Below are 24,692 nucleotides of genomic sequence, written 5' to 3'. Positions count from 1 at the left end.
TCCGCCATCGCGTCCTCTGGACACGCTGACCTGCATCGGGATTGGCATATAGTCGCAGCCATGCAGCCTGATTCAACGCCGTCGGACCTTTCGGCGCCCTCGGACCCTTCCTCGCTTCCACTCCGATTCGGCACTCCGCTCGCCGAGAACGCGATCAGAGTGATGATGTTGGGATCGGGTGAACTGGGCAAGGAAGTTGTCATCGCGTTGCAGCGATTGGGCGTCGAGGTTATTGCAGTGGATCGGTACCCGGACGCACCCGGGCACCAGGTTGCGCACCGGGCTCACACCGTCGACATGACCGATCCCGATGCACTGCTGGCCGTGATCGAACTGGAGAAGCCGCATTTTGTGGTGCCCGAGATCGAGGCAATCGCGACCGACGCGCTGGCCGTCGTCGAAGCGCGGGGTGAGACCGTAGTCATTCCGACGGCCAGGGCAACACAGCTGACCATGAACCGCGAAGGTATCCGGCGGCTTGCAGCCGAGGAACTGGGCTTGCCCACCTCGCCGTATGCATTCGCGAATTCACTCGACGAGGTTCGGGCTGCCACCGAACTCACCGGATTTCCGTGCGTGATCAAGCCCGTCATGTCGTCCTCCGGCAAAGGGCAGTCGACAGTGCGCACTGCCGACGAACTCGAGTCAGCGTGGGATTACGCGATGGCCGGTGGGCGCGTCAATCACGGCCGGGTCATCGTAGAGGGCTTTGTCGATTTCGATTACGAGATAACACAATTGACGGTCCGGGCCGTGGGCAGTGGCGGCGAGGTCGAGACGTCGTTCTGTGAACCGATCGGTCACCTGCAGCAGTCGGGCGATTACGTCGAATCCTGGCAACCGCAGCAGATGTCGGCGCTCGCCCTCGCGGCCGCTCGCGAGGTCTCCGAGAAGGTCACGTCCGCGCTTGGCGGTCGCGGAATCTTCGGTGTCGAGTTGTTCGTCAAGGGCGACAACGTGTACTTCTCCGAGGTGAGCCCACGTCCACATGACACCGGACTGGTCACGCTGCGCACACAGCGGCTCTCCGAATTCGAATTGCACGCCCGCGCCATCCTGGGGCTCCCCGTCGACACGACGCTCACCTCACCTGGTGCTTCAGCCGTCATCTACGGCGGCGTCGAAGCGCAGGCAATCGGATTCGACGGCGTCGCAGAGGCTCTCGCGGTGCCCGAGACCGACATTCGGTTGTTCGGCAAGCCGGAAAGTTTCACGCGTCGACGGATGGGCGTTGCCGTCTCCACTGCCGCAGATGTCGAGACGGCTCGCTCCCGTGCACGCGAGGCGGCGTCGAAGGTTCGCCCCGTCGGATGAGTCCGGCTGCGGAAGTTGTTGTCGGGCTGGCAATTCTGATCGGCCTGATCGGGGTGGTTGTGCCGATCATTCCGGGAACGCTGCTCATCTTGGCAGCAATTCTGGTGTGGGCGTTGATGACCGGTGGCGCGACCGCGTGGACGGTGTTCGCGTTGGCCGCGCTGGCTCTCGTGATCACGGGCGTCGTGAAGTACACGTGGCCCGGTCAGCGAATGCGTGCCGGGGGAGTGCCAAACCGCTCTGTCATGGTGGGCGGGCTTGTCGGCATCATCGGATTCTTTGTCGTTCCGGTGGTGGGGCTGTTTCTGGGATTCATCGTGGGAACGTACGTCGCAGAACTCGTGCGCTTGCGCAACGTCAACATCGCGTGGGCGTCGACGCTTCACGCTGTGAAAGCTGTGGGGTTGTCCATGGTGGTGGAGTTGTTCGGTGCATTGATCGCGGCCGGGCTCTGGTTGGGCGCAGTCGTTTTCGTGTGAGCAGATTTCAGGAGTGAGCAGCTTTTCGGGCGTGAGCACTGGCTCGTTCACACCGATACCAGGCGCGGGCGTTGCCACCCATCACCGCCGGAAGATCGTCCCCGACGGCGTCGGCGATCACGTCGAGATCGTGGATCTCGAAGGCCCGGCGGGCGCGGGTGCCTGGCAGGTCGGTGCCGAACATCAGTGCCTGGGGATTGACAGCGTGGATTTGACGGAGCACGTCGCCGACGTCGGAGATGGTGGTGCGTCCGAATCCGGTGGCTTTGACTCGGACTCCGCGGTCCACGAGGTTGAGGAGATACGGCAGGCCGCGCGTCGACATGCCCAGGTGGTCGATCGACACGGCCGGAAGCTTCGCGAAAACTGGTTCGAGCGAGAGAAGTAGCGTCGCGTCGACGTAGAACTCGGCGTGCCAGCCGGCCAAATCGAAAGCCCGGTTTGCCAGGTCCGCGAGTTGACGCAGATCTGTTGCGCCGCGTCGGAGATTGAATCGGACTGCGCGAACACCGAGTGCGTCGAGGTCGACAATCTCTTTGTCGGTGACGTCGTCACCGAGTGCCGTGACGCCAACCCAGCCGGGGCCGAGTTCCGCGAGTGCGGTTTTGAGGTACTCCTGATCAGTGCCCTGATACGACGCCGTCACCACTGCTCCACCGTCCACACTCAGCCCCTCGAGAGTCGCCACCTTGGACCGGTAATCGGGGACGGTGAACGGCTCGGGCAGGTAGCCGTGATTCTCGACCAGCGGAAAGCGCGGGTCGATGATGTGAACATGGGCGTCAAACACGTCATTCATTTTGCACGCTGTCAATATGACCTCGAACAGAAGACCGGCCCGATGTGACCTGAATCGCTACGTGGCGAATTTCGGTCATATCGGGCCGGTCTGTCTGTGATGCCTGTGGTTATGCCTTCTCGGGCTCCGAGGCTTTCAGCATGTCGTGACGCTCGACGACCTTGATGCGCTCGCGGCCTTCGGGTTCGCCGAGGCTGCGCTCGTGTGCGTCGAGGCGGTACCAGCCCTGCCACGTCGTGTACGGCACCTGCTTGCCTTCGAGGAATTCGATGACGGCGTTCTCGTCGGGCTGTGCGGCTCCGGTGAAGTTGGCCGAGTCCTCGAGGAGGTTCGCGACGGTTTCGTTGGCGTCACCCTTGGTGTGGCCGATGAGGCCGACGGGGCCGCGCTTGATCCAGCCGGTGACGTAGGTGGCCGGCATGAACCGGGCTGCGCCTTCGGCGGTGTCGTCGGCGACGACGCGTCCGGCGTCGTTGGGGACGGTGCCGGCCTGGTCGTCGAACGGCAGTTGCGTGACGTTCTGTGACAGGTAGCCGACGGCGCGGTACACGGCCTGAACATCCCAGTCCTTGTAGGTGCCGGTGCCCTTGACGTTGCCGGTGCCGTCGAGTGCGGTGCGCTCGGTGCGCAGGCCCACTACCTTGCCGTCTTCACCGAGAACCTCGGTGGGGGATTCGAAGAAGTGCAGGAACAGCTTGTGCGGGCGGTTTCCGACGTCGCGGATTGCCCAGTCCTGCAGCGTGTTCGCGACCATGTCGACCTGCTTGGAGTTGCGGCGAGCCTGCTCGGAGCCCTCGTCGTAGTCGATGTCCTCGGGGTCGACGATGACCTCGATGGTCGGGGAATGGTCGAGTTCACGCAGTTCGAGAGGGGTGAACTTGGCCTGCGCGGGGCCGCGTCGGCCGAAGACGTGAACCTCGATGGCCTTGTTGTTCTTGAGGCCCTCGTAGACGTTGGCGGGGATCTCCGTTGGGAGCAGTTCGTCGCCGGTCTTCGCGAGGACGCGGGCGATGTCGAGGGCGACGTTACCGACGCCGAGGACGGCGACCTTCTCGGCGGTGAGGGGCCATTCGCGGGGGACGTCGGGGTGGCCGTCGTACCAGGAGACGAAGTCGGCGGCGCCGTAGCTGCCGTCGAGGTCGATGCCCGGGATGCCGAGGGCGCGGTCGGCATTGGCGCCGGTGGAGAAGATGACGGCGTCGTAGAACGACTGGAGGTCGTCGAGGGTGATGTCGGTGCCGTAGGCGATGTTGCCGAGGAGGCGGACCTGCGGCTTGTCGAGGACCTTGTGCAGGGCGGTGATGATGCCCTTGATGCGCGGGTGATCAGGTGCGACGCCGTAGCGGATGAGACCGAAGGGCGCTGGCATGCGCTCGAAGAGGTCGATGCTGACACCGCGGCCGGAGACTGCGGTATCGGACTTCATGAGGGCATCGGCGGCGTAGATGCCGGCGGGGCCGGCGCCGACGATCGCGACCCGGAGTGGGCGGTTGGAGTCAGTCATCGTAAAGACAGCTACCTTCTTCGAAGTTCGGACAACGTATCGACAAGTATCCAATTTAGCCGAACCTAAGCACCGTGGAGTGTTTGCGGTTCGACCCGGTTCACACTTTCACCCCAACGGGCGTCGGTAAACCGTTTCTTTCTTTCAATTCTCCTGCAAGTGCGGTTCGAAGCGGTAGGGGTCCACTACTTGACGGGCCACAAGCTGAGCTTGTGGGGGAGTATTGGTTTCATGAATGACCAGCGCGACGATTCCGGCAATTCCGAAAGCAAGACAGCATCGGCCGGGCCGTTCATCCTGGCAGTGGCAATTGTCGCGCTGATCCTCGGCGGAATCTTCATTTCGTCCTGGATGTCCCCGGCTGAGGAAAACGTCAGCGAAGAGGACCGCATCAGCCGTGTGGTCGCGGACTACGTCGCAGCTCACAACGAGAACGACACCAAGACACTCCAGAGCCTTACCTGCACAAACTTCGATCCGGAGACCGGACCACTCGCCGATACCGAAGGTGACGTCGAGATGCAGGGCATCAACGAATCTGTCGTCAGCGGCGACCGCGCGACTGTCGATGTTCGGCTCTCCGGTGGCGGCCAGGATCAGCGCGTCGAGGTCTGGACACTCACCCGCGACGGCGAAGGCTGGGATATCTGCACCTGATCGCCCGCACAATCCGGTCTTGTGAAAACATGGACAACGTGAGTTACGCAGGCGATCTGACGCCGGAGCAAGCCTGGGAGCTGCTCCGCGAAAACCCCGAGGCAGTGCTCGTCGACGTGCGCACCGACGCAGAGTGGAAGTACGTCGGTATCCCCGACGTCACGTCCCTCGGCAACTCGGCTGTGCAGATCGAATGGGTGAGCTACCCCAACGGTGCACGCAACGACAACTTCGTCGACGAGTTGAAGGAATCCGGTGTTGTTCCCGGCTCCGGGAAACCCGTGATCTTCCTGTGTCGATCCGGTCAGCGATCGATCGGGGCCGCAGAAAGTGCGACAGCGGCGGGCATCGGTCCGTCGTACAACGTGCTCGACGGGTTCGAAGGTGGTTTGGATGCCGACGGACATCGTGGAGTTGTAGGTTGGCGGGCCGTCGGCCTGCCGTGGAGGCAGCAGTGAGCGGAATTCCCCAGGGCGGCGCATTTCAACGAGCGTTGCCGGACGACGTAGGTCTTGGCACGCTCGGTGTCCGCGGCGGATTGATGCGAACGGGCTTCGAGGAAACCTCCGAAGCACTGTTCCTCAACTCCGGATTTGTCTACGAGAGTGCAGAAGCCGCCGAACAAGCCTTTACCGGCGAAGTAGACCATTTTGTCTACTCCCGCTACGGCAATCCGACGGTCAAGATGTTCGAAGAGCGTCTGCGCCTCATCGAAGGCGCAGAGGCGTGCTTTGCGACGGCCAGCGGAATGTCCGCCGTATTCACGGCGTTGGGCGCACTGCTGGGCAACGGTGACCGATTGGTCGCTGCTCGCAGCCTCTTCGGTTCCTGCTTTGTCGTATGCAACGAAATCCTCCCGCGCTGGGGAGTCGAGGTTGTTTTTGTCGACGGTGAAGACAATGCGCAGTGGGAAGAAGCGCTGTCGGTACCGACCACGGCAGTATTCTTCGAGACACCGTCCAACCCCATGCAATCTTTGGTGGACGTACGACGCGTATCCGAACTCGCGCATGCGGCTGGTGCAAAGGTAGTGCTGGACAACGTCTTTGCGACGCCGCTCCTGCAGCGAAGCTTGGACTTGGGCGCCGACGTCGTCGTGTACTCCGGCACCAAGCACATCGACGGTCAGGGCCGCGTCCTCGGTGGTGCGATCCTCGGAACCGAGGAGTACATCAGCGGTCCCGTTCGGGAACTGATGCGGCACACCGGACCGGCGCTCAGCCCGTTCAATGCGTGGACGTTGCTCAAGGGCCTCGAGACCATGCCGGTTCGTATTCGGCATTCCGTGGCGTCGGCCCTCGAGATCGCCGAATTCCTCGAAGCACACCCGGGCGTCAAGTGGGTCAAGTATCCGTACCTGACTTCGCACCCGCAGCATGAACTCGCGAAGGCTCAAATGAGCGGCGGCGGAACAGTTGTCACGTTCGAGCTCAATGCGCCTGACGGTGAGGGCAAGAAGCGGGCGTTCGAGGTTCTCAACGGCCTGCGCGTCATCGACATCTCCAACAACTTGGGTGACTCCAAGTCGTTGATCACCCACCCCGCGACCACGACGCACCGGGCCATGGGTCCGGAAGGCCGTGCAGCAGTGGGTCTTACAGATGGCGTGGTGCGTTTGTCCGTCGGGCTCGAAGACACTGTCGATCTGTTGGCTGATCTGAAGCGAGCCCTCGGGTAGTTGTCGACGCAAGACCAAATCGCTCTGTTCGTGCACCCCAGACGAACAGAGCGATTTTGTGTTATCCGATCGGTTGTTGTTGCGTGACCAGCTTGAACGACGGAATCGAAACGCTCTGATTCTGACCACCGTTGTCATTGCTCCGCATGAACTGGAACAGAACGATGACGTTGATGACCTGTCCGTTGTAGTCGCTCGTGAAGTCTGTGATGTCTGCGTTGGCGCTGTCGGACAGGAAGACGTTCACGTCCAAGTACGGCGCCAGGGCGCCGCCGATTGTTCCGGTCTGTGCGACTACGTCGGCCCGCAGGCGAGGACCGGTGGCGGATACTTTCGAATTGCAGGAGTAATAGACGTCCTGGCCGGGAAAGGTTCGGAAGGTCGAGATGTCTGGGATCGCTGTATAGGGCGCAGTATCGTAGTTGCGATAGAACCACCCCGTTGCAGTGGGTCCGCCGGGTCCCACGGCGCATGGTCCGAGGGAAAGGGTGCCGGCAGTAACCGTCTTGGAGAGCACAGTTGCGGAATCGTTCCACGAAGCGAGCGTGCCACTTCCGCCGAGAAGAACCGCAATCGCCGCGGTGGCCGCCAGGGCGCCTTTCCACTGTTTCTTCATTTGCTCACCAGCGCAGCAATTTCAGCGGGGAGTTCACCTGTGGGCGAGGTGGACGTCCACTGCCCTGCGATCTTACTGACCTTACGAGGTCCGCTGGATCCGAGTATCCACAATTCGTCAGCGCCAGTGAGCCAATGCAATTCGTCGTCGAGGCCAACTGCGGTGCGGAAGATCTCGGTTCCCGACGAGTCGGTGATCGAGGCAAACCGGCCTGATTCGCCAGTCGCTATTGCAGCGAAATAGGTGCCCGAGTCACTGGGATCCCCAACTGGGACAACCACAGTCGTTGTCGAAGTAGTTGGCAGGGTGGATGTGGTTGTGGTTGTGGTCGGCAAGGTCGTGGTCTGTGTTGCTGTCGTTTCGGTGGTTGTGGTTGTGGTTGTGCTTGCGGTAGTTGTCGTTTGAGGAGGGGTCGTCGGTGTCGGAGATGATTCTGTTGCCGAGGTCGACGTGCTTGTTGTCGTCTCGCCGGCAGACGACGTTGTGGGTGCGGCCGTAGTCGTCGACGTTGTTTCGGGAGCCGCGGCGGGCGCCAGGCGGGCGGCGAACCCGGCCGGAACGGTCTGTGCGCCCTCTTTGACACATTTGGTTCCGACAAGCGAAGCAACGGAGATAGGAACAGGGAAGAATGCGGTCGATATCTGCGTGCCGACCTTGGTATAGATCTCAGCCGTATATGCACCGTCAGCAAGCAAACCGAAGAGTCCGACGGCTATCGTCGTGGTGAGGCTGCTGATATTGTCCACGGTGACGGTCGAGGTCGGCGTATCGTTCTTTCGAACGATGACTTTGTATGTGTACGGGCCGGTACCACTAGGCGCGGTCCAAGTGAGAGTGACAGTCGTTAACAGACCAAAGAGGCCGCCAGTGGTGGCACAGGTTGCGCTCGGGACCCGCGGAGCTATGACGCTTGCGGCGGTGAATGTCGACTGGGCGGGTGCCGTGTCCTGAAATGCCGCAGCGGTTCCCGTCGTCTGTGCAATACCGAGTGACAGTGACACCAGAGTTGCTCCGGCAATCGTGGTTTTCACGAGCGTGCCCGATCGGGTTGCACGCGAAGGGGTATCCGATGGTGAAGAGATAACGTGTCTGTTTGTCGTCTCGATGCTTTCGCCAGTCGGAGGCTCAGGGCGGTTCGGTCGAGGCCCACCGGGCCTGAACGCGATCATCAGCAGGATTCCGGCGAGAACACCGCCGAGGAAGACGCCGATCGGTCCGGATGCCCAGGACACGAGGTAGCCAAGTTTGTTCATGCTGAGCAGAACTCGATCAACGGTTGTGACGTAGTACGTCTCGATGTCAGCCTCGGCGTTCGCGTCACCTTTCAGAGTCAGTACTACGCCCGCAGCCTGCGGAGCAATGCTGTCGACGCGGTGGGTAATCCGAGTGCCCTGAGTATTGGTCACGCTGACAACGTCACCGACGGCAATCTCATCGGCAGGTGTTGATCGAGAGAAAGCCAGTGCACCTGTGCTGATTTCAGGTTCCATGGAGCCAGAGCGGAAAACGAGGGGCTTTATCCCCAGAAACAGGCCGGCCGCCGCGATCACGATGCACAGAACTCCGGCGCATGCGCCGATCGTGAGCGCGAGATCCCGAACGCGACCGCGTCGATGTGAATGCTTCTCTCGGGTCATGGCGCGCTCACACCGACGTTGCAGTGAAGTTGAATGTAACTGTCACAGTGGTGCCTTGGACTGTCGTCGGCGCTGCCGCGTCCAAAGTCACGAGAAAGCAGATGTCGTCGACGCCGGAGGTGGCGGGCAGTGAACGAGTGCCGATGATGTTTGCGCTTGTACCCCCGTTCACGAGGGACGTATTTGCGATAATCGATGTTCCACTGCAGGTTCCGACATTGCTGGCATTGGCTGCGCCCCCTCCCGAGTACGTCGAGACTTTCAGGTACGGAGCGAGGGTAGACGTCGTCGATGTTGTATTGGCGGTGTAGGTGAAGGCTACAGACCCTTTGTTCTGAACTGGCAGCATGGCTGCAATGCTCTGTCCCGGAGACATATTGGCTTTGGTGAGCGCTGTGAACGCGTATGCGGTCGGGTTTCCTTCGGCATTGTTCAGTTGGAGATTGATGGTTCCGGTACTGAAAGCGCCCGAGGTTGCCGTGGCTGTGTCGGTCCACGCAGCCATGGTTCCGACCGCACCTGTTCCCAGAACCATCCCGAGTGCGAGTAGTGCGCGAACCCGCGCACTACTGAGCATCATTCGAACTCTGCTGGGCGTGTTTTCAGAGTGTCGTGACATGTCCGGCGCTTTCGTTGTGTGACGCGGTGGCTGTTTCGGATAGCTGGATATCGTCAGACATCTGAACGTCGTCGACATTCGCGGCGCGATTGCGTCGGTCTCGGCGGCCTTCACGCGTTCCGCTGACGAACATGTAGACGGCATAAGCGGCGAGAGCGGTGACAACAATGCTCAGGATGATCTTGCGTTGCTCCCCGGTCAGCCAGCTGTGCACGTATCCGAGATACGGAAAGCTGTACCAGACCTTCCCTCTGATCTGTTCCGGGATTACCGGTTTTTCATCCGGAATGGAGTTGGCATCTCCCTGTGTGGTGAAAACTCGTTCGCCGCGGGTGTTCTCACTGATGGCGATGATGCGATGTGTCACGACAGTCGGCTTTCCGGACTCCAACTGAAACGTGATGGGAGTTCCGATCGCGAGATCGTTTGCGTCTGCTTCCTTGACGACAATCAGGGAACCAGGCTTGTAGGTCGGCGACATCGAGCCTGTGAGAACCGTATATCGCTGCGCCCCAGCAAGGTACGGCACTACGATTGTTGCAATGATCAGCGCGCTGAGGACAAGCAGAAGCAGCCAGCTGGCAATGGAAGTGATCCACCAGATAGGTCCGCTTCGTTGTGCGCGGTGCTGTGCGTCCATCAAAATCCTCACTACGGCTGCGTGCGTGGGGGAACGAATTGTGTGCCCTTGAAGTTCAAGGTTGCGGTAGTCGACTGACCTTGTGCGGCACTTGCATTGACGGTCGCTCGCAGACACCACGTTGACGACGTGTTCGGTGAAAGAGTGGGCCTGGGTGTCGGTAGCGGAGTCGCTGGGTACTTGGCCGCAGTCAGGGGCCCGGTGTAGAGCTGCGTGCCGGTGGGCGTTCCTGTTGTGGGGCAATCGGCATTGCTGCCTACCTGCCACACCGTGAGATTGAGTTTCGGTTCCGGCTGCGACTGGCTTGCCGAGGTCAATTCGTATTGCACGATCATCGCAGTGCGGTTCGCGATGGTGATGGGCCTTTGGGAGTACGCGCCGGGTCCCATGGCGGTACCTCCGAAACCAGTCATCGTGTAACTCTCGGTCGCACTCGCGTAATCTGCGCCCAGGCGTAGGACCAACGTGTCTGCTGTCATTTGCAGCCCGGACACTGGAGTCTCGGCACGCCACAGGGCGCCGGTCTGTTGTGCTGATGCAAACATCACCACGATGACCGACGCACCTGCGAGTGCCCCCCAGGCTTTAGCTCTCACGGTTTCGCAGCCTCAGGGATTGATGGCTGTTTGCTCGATCTTGAGCGCGAGATCCGTCAAGTTGATCGACGCACCCTGAGCAACAAGGTCGTTCACGTTGGCGAATGTGATGACAACCGTGACGGCCACCGCGTCGCCGTTGTTGGCTTCTGTCAGGGGGCTCGCAGCGGTCACGACATTGCCGTCGACGGTGACAGTGGTCTCGACATCGATGTTGGCGAGGAGCTCCCCGGCAGTGGCGCCGGTTGCCGCTGTCGTGCCAGCTGTGATCGAAGCGGGATCCGCCTCGATGACGGCATTCAATCGATCGCCGATTGCGGTGATCGATGTGGTGCAGTTGTACTCGAGCACCTCGGTCGGGACGATTCTGTATGCAGCAAGGTCTGCGGTGGGAATGGCAATGGTCGTCGGGTTCGTCGACGCCCATCCACTGGTGCCTGCAGCTGCGACGCAATCTGCGATTTGCAGCTCGCCGGCGGTGATGGTGTTTCCGCCGATCGTCGAACTGTCGCTCCAGTACGCGAGTGAACCTGCGCCGCCGAGGAGTAGTGCGCCCGCGGCTGCTGCCGCAATTGCGCCCTTAGTCTGTTTCTTCATGGAGAGCTCATTTCTGGGGAGTCCGAATTGGGTCGTTCAGAAATGAGTATCAGCCATGGCAAACGATTCGTTACCGGTTTTGAACAGAATATTTCGCCCAAATTGAAATTTTACGTTTGAGCTGGGAAAAGCCGCCTACCTGCAACTAGTCACCAATCCGTTAGTTCAACCTTGAAGAATTCTCCCGTTTGTCCAACTCGACAAAGGTTTTACGTTTCCTTTGTTTTGCGTTATTCATTCGGCTGGTTAACTACCCGTTCTATTTAGGCGATATGTCCGAATTATCTTTACTTAGTGCTACGAAAAGGGTCCGTTGTATTTCCGACAAGGGAGGCGACGGATTCCAGAACAATGGTGGGGCGGTAGGGATACAGCTCCACCGACGCCGGTGTCGAGATCCCGGTCATGACAAGGATGGTCTGCAAGCCCGCCTCCAGGCCGCACACGATGTCGGTGTCCATCCGGTCGCCGATCATCAAGGTGTTGGCGGAATGAGCGCCGATGGACCGCAATGCTGATCGCATCATGAGGGCATTCGGCTTGCCGACGTAGTACGGGTCGCGTCCCGTGGCTTTGGTGATCAAGGCGGCAACGGAACCGGTGGCAGGTAGCGAGCCGTCCCGCGACGGTCCGGTGGCGTCGGGGTTGGTGGCGATGAACCGCGAGCCTCGCTCGACCAATCTGATCGCGGTGGTAATCGCCTCGAACGAGTAGGTGCGGGTCTCTCCCAGGACGACGTAATCGGGATCGCTGTCCGTCAGAACGTATCCGATGTCGTGCAGCGCCGTGGTCAGGCCCGATTCGCCGACCACATACGCGCTTCCTCCCGGTCGCTGATTTGCGAGGAAGGTGGCGGTCGCCAGCGCTGACGTCCAGATGGACTTCTCCGGAATGTCGAGACCGGAGTTGAGTAGGCGTGCCCGCAAGTCTCGCGGAGTTCTGATCGAGTTGTTGGTCAGCACCATGTACGGGATGTTGTTCGATGCCAGTTCGGCGAGGAACGTGTCCGCTCCCGGCACCAAGTGCTCTTCGTGAACGAGGACTCCGTCCATGTCCATGAGGTAGGTCCACTGGGGTTCATTCGCGGTTGTGGTCATGTCTCAAGTATGTGGGAACCGCGTCCGACGTGGGCGATCAAGCGAGCAGACGCCACAGTCCGATCAGGCCGACGACGACAATCGTGTACCGCAGCGCGGTGGGGGACAGGCGTCGCCCGTAGCGGGCACCGAGTACCCCTCCGCCGAGCGAGCCGACTGCGATCAAACCTGCTGCTGCCCAATTGATCTGGTCGAAAGCCAAGCTGATGTACATCACCGCCGCGACGATGTTGACGAGCAGTGAGAGCAGGTTCTTCGCGCCGTTCATTCGCTGCAGGGTTTCGGGAAGGATGGCACCCATCACACCGATCAGGAGGATGCCCTGGGCGGCGGTGAAATAGCCGCCGTAGATACCGACTGCAAACGTGCCGGCGGTCAGGAGCATCAACCTCGAGGTCGACAACGTTGTCTCTTCGGTGGAACGCTTCTTCGCCCAGGCCTGGATGCGTGGTTGGAGAAGGACAAGAGCGAGCGCCAGGATCAGCAATACCGGAACGATCGTCTCGAATAACTTCTCAGGTAGGTGCATCAGCAACCACGAGCCGAGTAGCGCCCCGGACAGCGACGCCGGAATCTGCCACCGAAGCCGGTCCCATTGCCCTGACAATTCGCGTCGGTAACCCCAGGTGCCCGAAACGCCGCCGGCGACCAGGCCGACAGCATTGGACATCGTCGCAGTGACCGGAGGCATACCGAAAGCCACGAGTGTGGGGAACGTGATCAGGGTTCCACTGCCCACCACGGCGTTGATCGCCCCGGCACCGATACCTGCCACGAGAATAAAAAATGCGTCCAGTCCGCTCACTCCGCAGACGGTACTGCAGGGTGATTCGGGGACGAGCGGTGGCTCGGGGCATCGGATACGGCTCATCCATCCAACACTGCATTCGCCGCTTTCGGGAGGCTTGCGATCAGCCTGATTTCAACGCACACAGATCCCTATTTCCCTTGTCTCGCAGGGAAATACAACATTTGACGACCGTTGATTCAGCGTCTAGTCTTTGCTCACCATCTCGAGCGACCGAGAGACCTGGCTCATCGACGTCGCAGCAACCCCCCGAGTGATCGGGAGCGGGTGCTTTCTGCCAGGACCGATGGAAGGCATCACATGGGTATCACTCGCTGCGCCGGTATTGCTTCGTGCGCCGGTTCGAACGCGTACGCACCGCACCGTCGACGTCACATCGACCTGCGTCGTACCGCGTCGTGTCACTGTCGCTGACCGAAATTCTCGGCACCAGCAATTCGTCGCGCAGTAATCCCATTTTCCGAAAGGTCTATTTTGTGATGTCCACTCCGTCAGACAGTGCGCCGTGAGCGCGCCTACCGAGGTCCGCCCCGAGAAGCCAGTGGCCGAGCCGCAGCTTCCCGACTCGGAGCTTGTTGTTGCCCGCACATGGCATCCGTTCCAATGGGTGGTCAGTGCGATAGTGCTGATCTTGCTGGCCCAGTTCATCCACGGTCTTGTGGTGAATCCCGGCTGGGACTGGCCGACGTTCGCGCAGTACTTCACCGCGAAATCGGTGCTTGCCGCCTTGTGGGTGACGATCAAACTGACCTTGTGGGGAACGATCCTGGGGTTCGGTCTCGGAGTCGTGCTGGCACTTGGCCGACTGTCGAATAATCCGGTTCTGCAGGTGATCGCCTGGACCTATATCTGGGCGTTCCGCTCGATCCCACTGATCGTGCAGTTGCTTTTCTGGTTCAACATCACCTACCTCTACCAAACGCTCTCTCTCGGAATACCGTTCGGGCCGGAGTTCTTCACGTTCCAGACCAGTGGCGTCATCGGCGGATTCACCGCAGCTGTCATCGGTTTGGCGCTGCATCAGGCTGCGTACTCCGCGGAGATCATCCGCTCGGGCATCATCTCGGTGGATCACGGTCAGATCGAAGCCGCTCATTCGCTGGGGATTCCGCGCCGGCGCCAGTTCTTCAAGATCATTCTGCCGCAAGCGATGCGGGCAATTCTTCCCAACGCCGCGAACGAGGTGATCGGACTGTTCAAGGGAACGTCCATCGTCTCGACCATGGCAATCGCCGAACTGTTCTACCAAGTACAGGTCATCTTCGGGCGCAACGGACGAGTGGTGCCGCTCCTGATGGTTGCAACACTGTGGTACATCATTCTCACGACGTTGCTCTCCATCGGCCAGTACTACGTCGAACGTCATTACGCTCGCGGCTCCGCTAGGGCTCTCCCGCTGACGCCTCTGCAGAAGGCGCGCAACAAATTCAACGAGATTCGTGATGCGCGTCTCGACATTCCGAGAGGCGCGACCCGATGACCGCGGAATTGCTCGAAGACAACGTCTATGCCGTCGAGGCGCGTGGCATCCACAAGTCGTTCGGTGCGCTGGAAGTGCTTGCCGGCGTTGATCTCCTGGTCCGCAAGGGCGAGGTGACCGTTATCCTCGGGCCGTCAGGTTCGGGAAAATCCACGCTGCTGCGCACCCTGAATCACCTCGAGAAGGTCGATCGGGGAACAGTGCGGATCGACGGGGAACTGATCGGATACCGGCGCAAGGGAAATCGGCTACACGAACTGCGCGATCGCGAAATCCTGAAGCAGCGCTCGCACATCGGTTTTGTGTTCCAGAACTTCAACCTGTTTCCCCATCTCACCGCTCTCGAAAATGTAGTGGAAGCCCCGCTGTCGGCACAGAAGCGTGATCGCGACGACGTGTACCGAGAGGCAAGGGCCCTACTCGAACGAGTGGGTGTGGGAGACAAAGCCGATCAGTATCCGCGTCAACTTTCCGGTGGCCAACAGCAGCGTGTTGCCATTGCCCGAGCCCTGGCACTGCGGCCGGCTGTGATTCTCTTCGACGAACCGACGTCGGCACTGGACCCGGAACTGGTTGGTGAAGTTCTCGAAGTTCTTGCCCAGCTTGCCCGTGACGGTGCAACATTGATCATCGTCACGCACGAAGTCGGCTTCGCCCGCGAGGTGGCGGACACCGCAGTCTTCATGGACGGCGGCGTCATCGTCGAACAGGGCCCGCCTTCGCAGGTGATCGACAATCCCGTCCACGAACGGACCAAAGCATTTCTCTCCCGCGTTCTCTGACGCTCAGACACATTTTCCGAAAGGCACACACTGATGTTCTCCCGATCCCGCCGCGCGACTTTCCTGATCTCGGCTCTCGCCACAGTCGGTCTGCTCAGCGCTGCGTGCAGCAGTGCGGACGCAGAGTCCGAGGGTAGCCAGGGCACCGCCGCCGCGGGTTACAACCTCACCGCCGAGCAGAATCGCATCACCACAGCGAAAGTCGATTCCATCGCTGCCGAGCTTCCTGCGGAAATCCGTGACAGCGGCACGCTGCGAGTGACCGGTAGCGCCGGATCCGCTCCGCCGCTTCGCTTCTACGCCGACGATGACAAAACCCTCATCGGTTCCGAAACGGACTTCGCCTACCTGATCGGTGATGTACTCGGGTTGAAGATAGACCTGCAGACGGCTGACTGGGCACAGAACTTCGTCCGGATCGACTCCGGTGAAGCCGACGCGTTCCTCTCCAATGTGACTGTCACAGAGGAGCGTAAGGAGAAGTACGACTTTGCCACCTATCGCCTGGACACCCTCGCATTCGAGGCCAAGAAGGGCGCCGGGGTATCCATCGCCGAGCCCAAGGACATTGCCGGGCTGAAGATCGCGGTGGGTTCCGGCACCAATCAGGAAGCGCTACTGGTCAAGTGGAACGAGCAGAATGTCGCGGCCGGCCTGGCACCAACCGACATCTCGTACTACCAGAACACAACCGACTACTACCTCCCGCTGCAGTCCGGTCGCATCGACGCCTACTTCGGACCGAACCCGTCGTCGCAGTTCCATGCCAAGCAGTCGGGTGAAACCGAGGTGGTCGGTGAGTTCTCCGGTGCGGGTGACACCCTGCAAGGTCAGATCGCCGTGCTGGTGAAGAAGGACAACGGACTGATCAAGGCTATCAACGACGCCATCAACCACACTATCGAGAACGGCACGTACCAGCAGATTCTCGAGCGCTGGAACATTACCGGTGAAGCCGTCGACACGTCGCTGATCAACCCGCCCGGTCTTCCGAAGACCAAGTGAGTATCCGTCGATGAGTGAGATAGTCGATGTGATCGTCATCGGCGGAGGGCTTGTCGGATCCTCCGCCGCGTGGCGGCTCGCGGCGCGCGGGCACAGCGTCGTACAGCTCGAGCAGTACGCGCCGGGGCACAAGCACGGTGCGTCACACGGTACGTCACGTATTTACCGGCAGGCCTACGACAATCACCTGTACACCGGGCTGGCAGCGTCGGCTCTACCGCTGTGGCGGGAGTTGGAAACCACAACGGACATCGGGTTTCTGGAACTGACGGGCGCCGTTGATCACGGGCTGCCCGCTGCGGTACTGACCAAGTCGCGGGTACTTGTCGAAGCGGGCATCAAGGGTGAGATCCTCACTCCTGCGCAAGCGTCGGCCCGCTGGCCGGGGCTGCGATTCGACACGACAGTCCTCCATCACCCCGACGCGGGCAGGCTGCACGCGGACCGCGCTGTCGTCGCCCTCGAAGCGGGTTCGCGACTCGAGGGAGCTGACGTCCGCCACGACACGCGCGTCCTGGCAGTTGCCGAGGCGTCGTACGGCGTCGACGTGATCACGGAGGGCGGGACGCTGCGAGGGCGGCACGTCGTTATTGCCGCCGGCGCGTGGACCGCGGAATTGATCGGGCGAAGCGAACTCGGCGCATCGGTCGTGTTGCCGACTTTGCGCACGACGCAAGAACAACCGGCACACTTTGCGCCACTCGATCCGGGAACCGCGTGGCCGAGCTTTGTCCATCATCCCGGTGCAGAGCTGGACACAGCGGGGATCTACGGGCTCGGTTCCGAAGACGGCATCAAGATCGGCGAGCATGCGACGGGGCCGGAGGTGACTCCGCAGACTCGCAGCTACACGCCCGACATCGCAGGCGAACAGCGTCTGGTCGACTATGCCGAAGCGTGGTTGCCGGGTGTCGATTCGACGCAGGTCGAGTCACTGACCTGCCTGTACACCAGCACACCTGACAGCAATTTTGTGATCGACAGGGTCGGTGCGATCACCGTCGCCGCAGGTTTCTCCGGACACGGATTCAAATTCGGGCCGGCGTTGGGTGAGCTGGTGGCTGATCTGGTGGAAGGAAATGCTCTGTCGCCGCAGCAATTCCAGTTAGGGGTGCGGTGAATGCGGCGCAAGGAAACCGAAAGGAAGATCACATGAGTGTCGAGATTGCGGGAATCGGCGGCGTAGAGGTGCGATCGGTGTCGCAGAACGATCCGCTGGCAGCGCCGCTCATCGCGGAATTGGCGCTGGAATACAGTTCGCGATACGGCGGTACGCGTGACGAGGTATTCGAAGATCTCACCACCTATCCGGCCGAGGAATTTGCGCCTCCGCACGGAGCGCTGCTGGTTCTCACGCTCGGCGATCAAGCCATCGCCGGTGGCGCGTTTCGTCAATTCGATTCCACCACTGCCGAACTGAAAAGAATCTGGACGTCGGCTGCCTTTCGTCAGCGTGGCCTCGGAAAGATCGTTGTCCGGGAGTTGGAGTCCGAGATAGCAGCTCGGGGATACCGCAGGGTCTATCTCACAACCGGTCCGCGCCAACCCGAAGCGGTCGCGCTCTACTTGTCCTGTGGCTACGCACCGCTGTACGACACTGCACTTTCACCGCTCGAGGTGGGGATTCATCCATTCGAGAAGAAGCTGCAGGTACGGCATGACTACGACCGGCGGGTATCGGCATGAGCGCGGCGGGGTTCCCGAAAATGTGGCGTAGCCTGCAATTCCTACTGAACGAGTTGACAACTCGCGATCATCTCGTAGACTTGCGAAAGACCATCTCGAGCGACAGAGAGACCTGGCTCAATGAAGTCGCAGCAACCCTTCGCGTCATCGCGTGAGGGTGCTACCGCCAGGATCGATGGAGGAATGAAGTAATGAAGGCAGTTGAAGGCGGTTTCGATACCGCGTGGTCGCGTCGTCACGTAGACCTGTGCCGCACAGCAGGATCGTTCTGTACTCACTGACCATGGCCGCGATGTTTGCCGTCGTAGTTGACCCTGGTCAGTCTCTCGAGGCTCCCGTACGTGGGTAAGCCTGTTTTCTCTTCTCTTCGTAGCTGATTCGTGCTTGCTTGCCCCGTTCTCCGGTGGTGACAAGCGCGCTTTTCCGCATGCCTCTTTAGGAGTTCTTGGTGTCTTCACGCTCAATCGGCGCGCGCTCACGCGTCACCGTCGCCGCTGGTATCGGCGCTATTTCGGTTCTCGGCACCGTACTTGCCGGTTGCAGCACCAGCAGCGGCGACACCAGCGCCGACGCCGGGCCGGCCCAGTCAGGTGGAACCCTGCGCTACGGACTCTCGACGGCGCCTACCTGCGCCGACCCCGCACAGGCGGGCACGAATCAGACCGTGTATGTCACTCGTACCGTGGTTGATTCGCTGACCGACCAGGATCCGGAGACGGGTGAGATCACACCGTGGCTGGCAAAGAGTTGGGACATCAGCCCCGATGCGGCAAGCTTCACGTTCACGTTGCGCGACGATGTCACGTTCAGTGACGGTACGCCGGTGACGGCCGAGTCGGTCAAGAAGAACTTCGACGTGGTCAAGGATCTGGGCCCGAACGCCTCACTGGCAAAGAGCTACCTGTCCTCGTACACGGGCACCGAGGTCGTCGACGCCCACACCGCCAAGATCAATTTCTCCGGTCCCAATGTTCAGTTCCTGCAGGCAACTTCGACCCCGCAGCTCGGCATTCTGGCGGACTCGACCACGGCACTACCGTCGGAGCAGCGTTGCGCCGGGACAGCCGTTGTCGGATCCGGCCCGTTTGTCTACACGGATTGGCAGCAGGATCGCTCGGTCGCGATCGAGAAGCGCGCCGGGTACAACTGGGCCTCGGATGTGACCGGCCACCAGGGGGAGGCGTATCTGGACGGCGTCAACTTCACGGTTGTGCCGGAGTCGGGAGTGCGTGCGGGCAGCGTCGCATCCGGCCAACTGGACGCGGTCAGTGACGCGTTGACGCAGGACGCTCCGCAGATCGAAGCGGCAGGCGGGCGAATTCTCACCCGGCCCAATCCTGGTGTGAGCTTCTTCTTCCAGCCCAACGTGAGCCGCGGTGTTCTTGCCGATCAGGCTGTGCGCCAGGCGATCATCCCCGCCATCAATCGGCAGGAACTTGTCGACACAGTGCTGGATCCGTCGTTCTTCCCGGCGACGAGCCCACTTGCGCACACCACTCCACTCTATGCCGATCAATCAGGTGTCGTGACCTATGACGCTGACAAAGCGGAAAAGCTACTCGATGCGGCAGGGTGGAAGGCCGGTTCAGACGGAGTGCGTGAGAAGGACGGCCAGAAACTGACTTTCGCGATTTCCTTCAGCCCGGCGTTCGCCGGAAACCAGGCAATCCTCGAGCTGGTTCAGCAGCAGCTGCGGAAGGTGGGTGTGGATGCGAAGCTCAACCTGCTGTCCAACGGGGAACTCACCGAGAAGCAGACTTCGGGTGACTACGATGCTGTGTACTACAACGCCACTCGTGCAGATGCGGACATTCTTCGGGCGTCATTCGGCATCGACGGTCGAAACCTCAACAAGCGCACCGCCGATCCGGAACTCGACAAGGTATTGACGGAGCAGCTCGCAACCACCGACACAACGGCACGCGGTGAATTGGTCGCTCAGGCACAGGAACTGATCATCGATCGTGGACTCTCGATTCCGACGATCGAACTGTCGCAGGCAGTCGGCGCCGGAGCCTCGGTGCAGGATCTGAAGTTCGAGGCCTCCTCACGTCTGCAGTTCTACGACGCATGGTTGTCGGGTAAGTAAGTCATGACGCGATACGTACTCGCCCGACTGGGGCAGGCTGCGCTGGTCCTCTGGGCAGCGTTCACCATCTCGTTCGTGATCTTGTTCCTCCTGCCGAGTGATCCGGTCAGCATGGCTGCGGAGTCGGCAGGACAGGGTGTGGCGGTGGATCAGGCTGCACTCGAACAGCTTCGAGCACGATACGGCCTGGACCAGTCGGTGTGGGCGCAGTACTGGACTTCGTTGACCAATGCGCTGCGCGGTGATTTCGGCACGTCGATCTCCACCGGTCAGTCGGTGACGGATGCGATCTTCTCGGCGCTGCCGAGCACGTTGGTGCTGGCAACCACGGGTTTGGTTCTTGCCGTGTTGTTCGGAGTGTCGATCGCGTTCTTTGCTACCTACACCCGTAAGCGCTGGCTCGCGAACCTGCTGTTCTCACTGCCTCCTCTCGGGGTGGCGGTGCCTACCTTCTGGGTGGGTCTGATTCTGCTGCAGCTTTTCTCGTTCCGGTTGCACATCTTCCCCGCATTCGGAGACAAGGGATTCGCGACGGTGATTCTCCCGGCGATCACCCTGGCGATCCCGACTGGCGCCGTGATCGCGCAGGTGCTCACGACCAGCCTGCAGTCGACGCTGCGTTCGCCACACGTGGAGACCGCGTACGCCAAGGGTGCAAGCCGGTGGCGCGTGCAGACCCGTCATGCGTTGCGACTCGCGAGCATTCCGGCATTCACCATTGCCGGTGTGCTGGTCGGAACTCTGCTGGCCGGTTCGGTGGTCGTCGAGACGGTGTTCTCCCGCGCCGGAGTCGGGCGTCTGACTCAGACGTCGGTGATGGCGCAGGACACTCCGGTAGTCCAAGGCGTGGTTGTCTTTGCATCCTTGGCATTTGTGCTCGTCAACCTGGCGGTCGATCTCTTCTATCCGTTGATCGACCCACGCATTATCTCGGCCAAGACGTCCGACACCGGGAAGTCACAGTCCGAAAGCTCGACAGATCTGGAGCCGGCGCATGTCTGACACGTTGATCGAACCACTATTGCTCGATCCGATACCGGAGGAGAAGTCACCGGCTACCACGCGTCGGACAACTTCGGTGATCCGACGGATCAGTAAGCCGGGTCTGCTGATTCCGGTGCTGATCGTGGCTCTGGCCATAGGCTTTGCCGTGGCCCCTGGCGTATTTGCCAGTGGCGACCCGTTATCCGGCGTGCCGGCCGACAAGTTGCAGGGACCGAGCCTGGCGCACTGGTTCGGAACGGACAACCTGGGACGAGATCTCTACACACGATTTGTGCACGGCGCTGCGCTGTCCCTGACCGCGACTCTCGTGGCCGTCGGTCTCGCGTTGATCGTCGGATCGTTGATCGGGCTGATTGCAGGATTTGTCGGTGGGGTTGTCGACGCAGTGCTGATGCGCATCGTCGATGTTCTGCTCTCGATTCCAGCCTTGCTGTTGTCGCTGGCACTGGTCACGGCGCTGGGTTTCGGCACCATCAACGTCGCGATCGCAGTGGGTGTGGCGATGGTCGCGAACTTTGCCAGGGTGATGCGTGCCGAGGTGATGCGGGTACGCAGCGCTGCGTACGTCGAGGCGGCTTTCGGTTCGGGAGTGCAGTGGCTCGGAGTTCTGCGCCGCCATATCCTGCCCAACTCGTACGCGCCCGTGATCGCATTGTCTGCGGTCGAATTCGGGCAGGCAGTACTTGCGGTGTCCGCGTTGAGTTTCCTTGGCTTCGGAGCCGTGCCGCCCACCCCGGAATGGGGATCGCTGGTATCCGAGGGACGGAACTTCCTCGCCAATGCCTGGTGGATGACAACACTTCCCGGCCTCGCCATTGTTGCCGTGGTCATCTCGGCGCATCGCATCGGACACGAGATCGAAAGGAGCAACCGGCGATGAGCACAACGCAGGATCAGTTGCTTTCCGTTACCGACCTACAGATCTCCTACGGAGCCGCACCCGCGGTACGCGGCGTGAGTTTCACGGTCGGCCGTGGTGAAGTTGTTGCAGTAGTGGGCGAATCGGGCTCCGGAAAGTCCACAACAGCGCACGCGATTCTCGGACTGCTCTCCGGCAGCGGACACGTCACCGGGGGCAACGTCGAGTTCGAGGGCGAACGTATCGACGACTACTCGGACCGGGCCTGGCAGAAAATCCGTGGTGCACGTATCGGTTTGGTGCCGCAGGACCCCACAACGTCGCTCAATCCGGTAACCCGGATCGGTGATCAGGTTGCCGAAGTCCTCCGTATTCACGGCCTGGCCGACCGACGGAAAGCGCGGTTCGACGCCATCGAGGTGCTCGCGCGCGCAGGAATCGATCGTCCGGAGATCCGAGCACGGCAGTACCCACACGAACTCTCCGGCGGTATGCGGCAACGAGTTCTGATCGGCATCGCGCTGGTCGCGAACCCGGCACTGATCATTGCCGACGAGCCCACCAGCGCCCTGGACGTCACGGTCCAACGACGGATCCTCGACCACTTGGACGAGCGGATCGCCGAATCCGGTGCCGCAGTTCTCCTCATCACACACGACCTGGGAGTGGCCGCCGATCGCGCGGATCGGATTCTGGTGATGCACGACGGTCGGATCGTCGAATCCGGGCCCACCGAAACGATTCTGGGAAATCCTCGACACGACTACACGAAGAAATTGCTGAGTTCGGCGCCGAGCCTGTCATCAGGACCCATCGATCGTCCGGTCCGAGCGCACGCAGCTCCGTTGCTGACTCTGGCGGGAATCACCAAGCGCTTCACCGTCGGACGAGGCAGTGCTATCACCGCGGTCAACGATGTGTCGCTGACCGTACCGCGTGGACAGACAGCGTCGTTGGTGGGGGAGTCCGGGTCCGGGAAATCCACGACGGCGCGCATCGCAGTGCGGTTGGAGCAGGCGGATTCGGGAACCATCACCTTCGACGGCGCGGATATCAGCAAGGTCAAGGGCAGCGATCTGCGTGAACTACGCCGCAAGATCCAACTCGTCTACCAGAACCCGTACGCATCCCTCGATCCCAAGCTCTCGATAGTCGACATCGTGGCGGAACCGTTGCGTGCCTTCAAAGTCGGCACTCGAATTCAGCAGCAGGCCCGCGCCGCGGAACTACTCGACCAGGTTGCCCTGCCCGGGCAGTTCGGCAGCCGCAGACCTGCCGAACTGTCCGGCGGGCAGCGGCAGCGTGTGGCGATTGCGCGAGCACTCGCACTGAAGCCCGATCTGCTTGTCCTCGACGAACCGGTATCCGCCCTGGACGTTTCGGTGCAGGCACAGATTCTGGCGCTCCTCGACGAGTTGCAACGCGAACTCGGATTGACGTACCTCTTCATCTCGCACGATCTGGCAGTAGTGCGGCAGATCAGCGACATCGTCGGTGTCATGCAATCCGGCCAGCTGGTCGAAATCGGCACTACCGCAGAAATATTCGACAATCCCCGCCACGACTACACCCGAACACTGCTCGGTGCCATCCCCGGGCGGGACCACGCAGCCGGAAAGGCCGAACATGTCCGAGCATAATTCCGCAGCATTTCTGATCGGCCTCGAATTCGAGGGCACCGGTGTGCACCCCTATTCGTGGCGCCGCGAGGATTCGCGGGCCGAAGAAGTGTTCACCTCGTCCTACTGGGTGGACCTGGTGACCGCCGCCGACCGGGCAGGCGTAGACCTGGCCTTCTTCCCGGATTCGTTTGCCCTGCAGACCCAGGGGCAGCATGCAACGCGTGGTCGACTGGAAGCAGTTGCCACAGCTGCCCGATTGAGCGGCGTGACCTCGCGGATCGGGTTGGTTCCCACCGCGACCGTCACCCACACCGAACCGTTCCACATCTCGAAAGCGATCGCGAGCATCGACTTCTCGTCTTCGGGCCGGGCGGGTTGGCAGGTAGAGGTATCCGACACTGACGCGGCTGCATCACTGTTCGGCCGAAAGGCCGTGCAGAGCGAACACTCGCTGTGGGAGGAAGCATCGGAGGCCGTCGAGGTGGTCAGCCGCCTATGGGACAGCTGGGAGGACGACGCCGAGATCAGAGATGTGCCGACCGGACGATTCATCGACCGGGACAAGCTGCACTACATAGATTTCGAGGGCAAGAATTTTTCGGTCAAGGGGCCGTCCATCACGCCGCGCTCACCGCAGGGACAACCGCTGATCGTGGTGGACGCGAGCAAGCCGCAGGCGCGGGAGTTGGCAACCGAGCGAGCCGATCTCATCCGCATCTCCGCCGCCGACCTGGGTGAGGCGCAGGCCACCGCCCGGCTGGTCCACGACAAAGCCGCGGAGAACGGCCGTACCGTTCGGGTTCTGCTCGACGTCGATGTTCTGCTCGGTGCCGATCGCGGGGCAGCGGACGACGCCCTCGCCGAACTCGAAGAGTGGGCAGGAGTGCCGTACACGCCGCACTCGGTGTTCTACCGCGGCGACGCCGGCGGACTGACCACGCTGCTTCGCGAGATCAGTGGTTCGGCCGGGCTGGACGGAGTGGTGCTGCGACCGTTGGCCCTGGCAGCCGGGGCAGCGAAGATCACCGCCGATGTACTGCCCGCGTTCAATCCGAGGCCGAACCTCGCCCCGACGCTGCGGGAGCGGCTGGGTCTGGGACTCCCCGTCAATCAGTTTGCGTAG

26 protein-coding genes and 1 riboswitch are annotated in these 24,692 nt (G+C 61.2%); of the genes, 16 read left to right on the top strand and 10 right to left on the bottom strand.

The features are described 5' to 3' along the window. Positions 1–60: 60 nt before the first annotated feature. Together purT and EEB13_RS06770 are read left to right on the top strand one after the other, a co-directional pair. The gene (purT, locus tag EEB13_RS06775) at positions 61–1,314 is read left to right on the top strand and encodes a formate-dependent phosphoribosylglycinamide formyltransferase (protein WP_045066599.1); all 1,254 of its coding nucleotides are present in this window, start codon (positions 61–63) and stop codon (positions 1,312–1,314) included. Further along, positions 1,311–1,793, top strand: coding sequence for a DUF456 domain-containing protein (locus tag EEB13_RS06770; protein WP_045064067.1), 483 nt, complete (start codon positions 1,311–1,313; stop codon positions 1,791–1,793). The genes purT and EEB13_RS06770 overlap by 4 nt, the downstream gene beginning before the upstream one ends. A 7-nt stretch (positions 1,794–1,800) precedes the next feature. Here EEB13_RS06770 and EEB13_RS06765 read toward each other — a convergent pair whose 3' ends face one another. Both EEB13_RS06765 and EEB13_RS06760 read right to left on the bottom strand, forming a co-directional pair. After that, positions 1,801–2,583, bottom strand: a complete 783-nt coding sequence (locus tag EEB13_RS06765) for an amidohydrolase family protein (protein ID WP_141485551.1) — start codon at positions 2,581–2,583, stop codon at positions 1,801–1,803. A 118-nt stretch (positions 2,584–2,701) separates the two neighbouring features. Beyond that, complete coding sequence (locus tag EEB13_RS06760) at positions 2,702–4,096, bottom strand: FAD-dependent oxidoreductase (RefSeq protein WP_141484880.1); 1,395 nt, start codon at positions 4,094–4,096, stop codon at positions 2,702–2,704. A gap of 231 nt (positions 4,097–4,327) precedes the next feature. On the opposite strand from EEB13_RS06760, the gene EEB13_RS06755 reads away from it, so the two are divergent. The 3 genes from EEB13_RS06755 to EEB13_RS06745 are packed head-to-tail and all read left to right on the top strand — an operon-like array spanning position 4,328 to position 6,431. Further along, on the top strand, positions 4,328–4,753 hold the full coding sequence (locus EEB13_RS06755) for a hypothetical protein (RefSeq protein WP_045064066.1): 426 nt from the start codon (positions 4,328–4,330) through the stop codon (positions 4,751–4,753). Positions 4,754–4,791: 38 nt separating this feature from the next. Beyond that, positions 4,792–5,211 carry a rhodanese-like domain-containing protein gene (locus tag EEB13_RS06750; RefSeq protein ID WP_092803338.1) on the top strand — a complete coding sequence of 140 codons (420 nt, stop codon included), beginning with the start codon at positions 4,792–4,794 and terminating at the stop codon, positions 5,209–5,211. Then, the gene (locus EEB13_RS06745; RefSeq protein WP_175393502.1) at positions 5,208–6,431 is read left to right on the top strand and encodes an O-succinylhomoserine sulfhydrylase; all 1,224 of its coding nucleotides are present in this window, start codon (positions 5,208–5,210) and stop codon (positions 6,429–6,431) included. The genes EEB13_RS06750 and EEB13_RS06745 overlap by 4 nt, the downstream gene beginning before the upstream one ends. A gap of 61 nt (positions 6,432–6,492) precedes the next feature. Here EEB13_RS06745 and EEB13_RS06740 read toward each other — a convergent pair whose 3' ends face one another. The 8 genes from EEB13_RS06740 to EEB13_RS06700 all read right to left on the bottom strand — a co-directional run bounded on the left by EEB13_RS06740 (position 6,493) and on the right by EEB13_RS06700 (position 13,038). Further along, complete coding sequence (locus EEB13_RS06740; protein WP_092802399.1) at positions 6,493–7,047, bottom strand: alternate-type signal peptide domain-containing protein; 555 nt, start codon at positions 7,045–7,047, stop codon at positions 6,493–6,495. Further along, a complete protein-coding gene (locus EEB13_RS31400) occupies positions 7,044–8,684 on the bottom strand; it encodes a signal peptidase I (RefSeq protein ID WP_187328501.1) in 1,641 nt (546 codons plus the stop codon). The genes EEB13_RS06740 and EEB13_RS31400 overlap by 4 nt, the downstream gene beginning before the upstream one ends. A gap of 7 nt (positions 8,685–8,691) precedes the next feature. After that, positions 8,692–9,261 carry a SipW-dependent-type signal peptide-containing protein gene (locus EEB13_RS06725; RefSeq protein WP_261984454.1) on the bottom strand — a complete coding sequence of 190 codons (570 nt, stop codon included), beginning with the start codon at positions 9,259–9,261 and terminating at the stop codon, positions 8,692–8,694. 25 nt (positions 9,262–9,286) lie between these two features. After that, positions 9,287–9,943 (bottom strand): signal peptidase I, encoded by a 657-nt coding sequence (locus EEB13_RS06720; RefSeq protein ID WP_072782284.1) that lies wholly within the window; start codon positions 9,941–9,943, stop codon positions 9,287–9,289. An 11-nt stretch (positions 9,944–9,954) separates the two neighbouring features. Then, positions 9,955–10,539 (bottom strand): hypothetical protein, encoded by a 585-nt coding sequence (locus EEB13_RS06715; RefSeq protein ID WP_092802390.1) that lies wholly within the window; start codon positions 10,537–10,539, stop codon positions 9,955–9,957. Between the two features lie 12 nt (positions 10,540–10,551). Beyond that, positions 10,552–11,136: an alternate-type signal peptide domain-containing protein gene (locus EEB13_RS06710; RefSeq protein ID WP_033235638.1), complete on the bottom strand. Its 585-nt coding sequence runs from the start codon at positions 11,134–11,136 to the stop codon at positions 10,552–10,554. 287 nt (positions 11,137–11,423) lie between these two features. After that, a complete protein-coding gene (locus EEB13_RS06705) occupies positions 11,424–12,233 on the bottom strand; it encodes an HAD-IIA family hydrolase (RefSeq protein WP_033235637.1) in 810 nt (269 codons plus the stop codon). 37 nt (positions 12,234–12,270) lie between these two features. After that, positions 12,271–13,038, bottom strand: coding sequence for a sulfite exporter TauE/SafE family protein (locus EEB13_RS06700; protein WP_033235636.1), 768 nt, complete (start codon positions 13,036–13,038; stop codon positions 12,271–12,273). Positions 13,039–13,546: 508 nt separating this feature from the next. Between EEB13_RS06700 and EEB13_RS06695 the strand changes: the two genes are divergently transcribed. From EEB13_RS06695 to EEB13_RS06650, 11 genes are all read left to right on the top strand, one after another. Then, positions 13,547–14,521, top strand: coding sequence for an amino acid ABC transporter permease (locus tag EEB13_RS06695; RefSeq protein ID WP_095886802.1), 975 nt, complete (start codon positions 13,547–13,549; stop codon positions 14,519–14,521). Continuing rightward, a complete protein-coding gene (locus EEB13_RS06690; RefSeq protein ID WP_033235633.1) occupies positions 14,518–15,303 on the top strand; it encodes an amino acid ABC transporter ATP-binding protein in 786 nt (261 codons plus the stop codon). The genes EEB13_RS06695 and EEB13_RS06690 overlap by 4 nt, the downstream gene beginning before the upstream one ends. Before the next feature lie 33 nt (positions 15,304–15,336). After that, positions 15,337–16,308: an ABC transporter substrate-binding protein gene (locus EEB13_RS06685; RefSeq protein WP_141484879.1), complete on the top strand. Its 972-nt coding sequence runs from the start codon at positions 15,337–15,339 to the stop codon at positions 16,306–16,308. A gap of 10 nt (positions 16,309–16,318) precedes the next feature. After that, the gene (locus EEB13_RS06680; RefSeq protein WP_141484878.1) at positions 16,319–17,428 is read left to right on the top strand and encodes an FAD-dependent oxidoreductase; all 1,110 of its coding nucleotides are present in this window, start codon (positions 16,319–16,321) and stop codon (positions 17,426–17,428) included. Positions 17,429–17,460: 32 nt separating this feature from the next. Then, complete coding sequence (locus EEB13_RS06675; RefSeq protein ID WP_141484877.1) at positions 17,461–17,994, top strand: GNAT family N-acetyltransferase; 534 nt, start codon at positions 17,461–17,463, stop codon at positions 17,992–17,994. Between the two features lie 87 nt (positions 17,995–18,081). Continuing rightward, positions 18,082–18,176, top strand: a riboswitch (SAM riboswitch). A gap of 9 nt (positions 18,177–18,185) precedes the next feature. Continuing rightward, entirely contained in the window at positions 18,186–18,275 is a 90-nt protein-coding gene (locus EEB13_RS32425) for a putative leader peptide (RefSeq protein ID WP_317823110.1), read from the top strand. 167 nt (positions 18,276–18,442) lie between these two features. Beyond that, complete coding sequence (locus EEB13_RS06670) at positions 18,443–20,083, top strand: ABC transporter substrate-binding protein (RefSeq protein WP_141484876.1); 1,641 nt, start codon at positions 18,443–18,445, stop codon at positions 20,081–20,083. 3 nt (positions 20,084–20,086) lie between these two features. Then, complete coding sequence (locus tag EEB13_RS06665; protein WP_033235628.1) at positions 20,087–21,085, top strand: ABC transporter permease; 999 nt, start codon at positions 20,087–20,089, stop codon at positions 21,083–21,085. Beyond that, complete coding sequence (locus tag EEB13_RS06660) at positions 21,078–21,968, top strand: ABC transporter permease (protein WP_141484875.1); 891 nt, start codon at positions 21,078–21,080, stop codon at positions 21,966–21,968. The genes EEB13_RS06665 and EEB13_RS06660 overlap by 8 nt, the downstream gene beginning before the upstream one ends. Next, positions 21,965–23,587 carry a dipeptide ABC transporter ATP-binding protein gene (locus EEB13_RS06655; protein WP_141484874.1) on the top strand — a complete coding sequence of 541 codons (1,623 nt, stop codon included), beginning with the start codon at positions 21,965–21,967 and terminating at the stop codon, positions 23,585–23,587. The genes EEB13_RS06660 and EEB13_RS06655 overlap by 4 nt, the downstream gene beginning before the upstream one ends. Continuing rightward, on the top strand, positions 23,574–24,692 hold the full coding sequence (locus EEB13_RS06650) for an LLM class flavin-dependent oxidoreductase (RefSeq protein ID WP_141484873.1): 1,119 nt from the start codon (positions 23,574–23,576) through the stop codon (positions 24,690–24,692). The genes EEB13_RS06655 and EEB13_RS06650 overlap by 14 nt, the downstream gene beginning before the upstream one ends.

The sequence above is a fragment of the Rhodococcus sp. WS3 genome (genome assembly GCF_003797085.1).
Lineage (GTDB): Bacteria > Actinomycetota > Actinomycetes > Mycobacteriales > Mycobacteriaceae > Rhodococcus_F > Rhodococcus_F globerula.
The sequence above is the reverse complement of the archived record's forward strand: the minus strand, read 5'-3'. Positions and strand labels throughout refer to the sequence as shown.

Coding starts and splice junctions, on each gene's coding strand:
- purT (WP_045066599.1), top strand. CDS start 61: ATGCAGCCTGATTCAACGCCGTCGGACCTTTCGGCGCCCTCGGACCCT.
- EEB13_RS06770 (WP_045064067.1), top strand. CDS start 1,311: ATGAGTCCGGCTGCGGAAGTTGTTGTCGGGCTGGCAATTCTGATCGGC.
- EEB13_RS06760 (WP_141484880.1), bottom strand. CDS start 4,096: ATGACTGACTCCAACCGCCCACTCCGGGTCGCGATCGTCGGCGCCGGC.
- EEB13_RS06755 (WP_045064066.1), top strand. CDS start 4,328: ATGAATGACCAGCGCGACGATTCCGGCAATTCCGAAAGCAAGACAGCA.
- EEB13_RS06740 (WP_092802399.1), bottom strand. CDS start 7,047: ATGAAGAAACAGTGGAAAGGCGCCCTGGCGGCCACCGCGGCGATTGCG.
- EEB13_RS31400 (WP_187328501.1), bottom strand. CDS start 8,684: ATGACCCGAGAGAAGCATTCACATCGACGCGGTCGCGTTCGGGATCTC.
- EEB13_RS06725 (WP_261984454.1), bottom strand. CDS start 9,261: ATGCTCAGTAGTGCGCGGGTTCGCGCACTACTCGCACTCGGGATGGTT.
- EEB13_RS06720 (WP_072782284.1), bottom strand. CDS start 9,943: ATGGACGCACAGCACCGCGCACAACGAAGCGGACCTATCTGGTGGATC.
- EEB13_RS06710 (WP_033235638.1), bottom strand. CDS start 11,136: ATGAAGAAACAGACTAAGGGCGCAATTGCGGCAGCAGCCGCGGGCGCA.
- EEB13_RS06705 (WP_033235637.1), bottom strand. CDS start 12,233: ATGACCACAACCGCGAATGAACCCCAGTGGACCTACCTCATGGACATG.
- EEB13_RS06690 (WP_033235633.1), top strand. CDS start 14,518: ATGACCGCGGAATTGCTCGAAGACAACGTCTATGCCGTCGAGGCGCGT.
- EEB13_RS06685 (WP_141484879.1), top strand. CDS start 15,337: ATGTTCTCCCGATCCCGCCGCGCGACTTTCCTGATCTCGGCTCTCGCC.
- EEB13_RS06680 (WP_141484878.1), top strand. CDS start 16,319: ATGAGTGAGATAGTCGATGTGATCGTCATCGGCGGAGGGCTTGTCGGA.
- EEB13_RS06675 (WP_141484877.1), top strand. CDS start 17,461: ATGAGTGTCGAGATTGCGGGAATCGGCGGCGTAGAGGTGCGATCGGTG.
- EEB13_RS32425 (WP_317823110.1), top strand. CDS start 18,186: ATGAAGGCAGTTGAAGGCGGTTTCGATACCGCGTGGTCGCGTCGTCAC.
- EEB13_RS06665 (WP_033235628.1), top strand. CDS start 20,087: ATGACGCGATACGTACTCGCCCGACTGGGGCAGGCTGCGCTGGTCCTC.
- EEB13_RS06660 (WP_141484875.1), top strand. CDS start 21,078: ATGTCTGACACGTTGATCGAACCACTATTGCTCGATCCGATACCGGAG.
- EEB13_RS06655 (WP_141484874.1), top strand. CDS start 21,965: ATGAGCACAACGCAGGATCAGTTGCTTTCCGTTACCGACCTACAGATC.
- EEB13_RS06650 (WP_141484873.1), top strand. CDS start 23,574: ATGTCCGAGCATAATTCCGCAGCATTTCTGATCGGCCTCGAATTCGAG.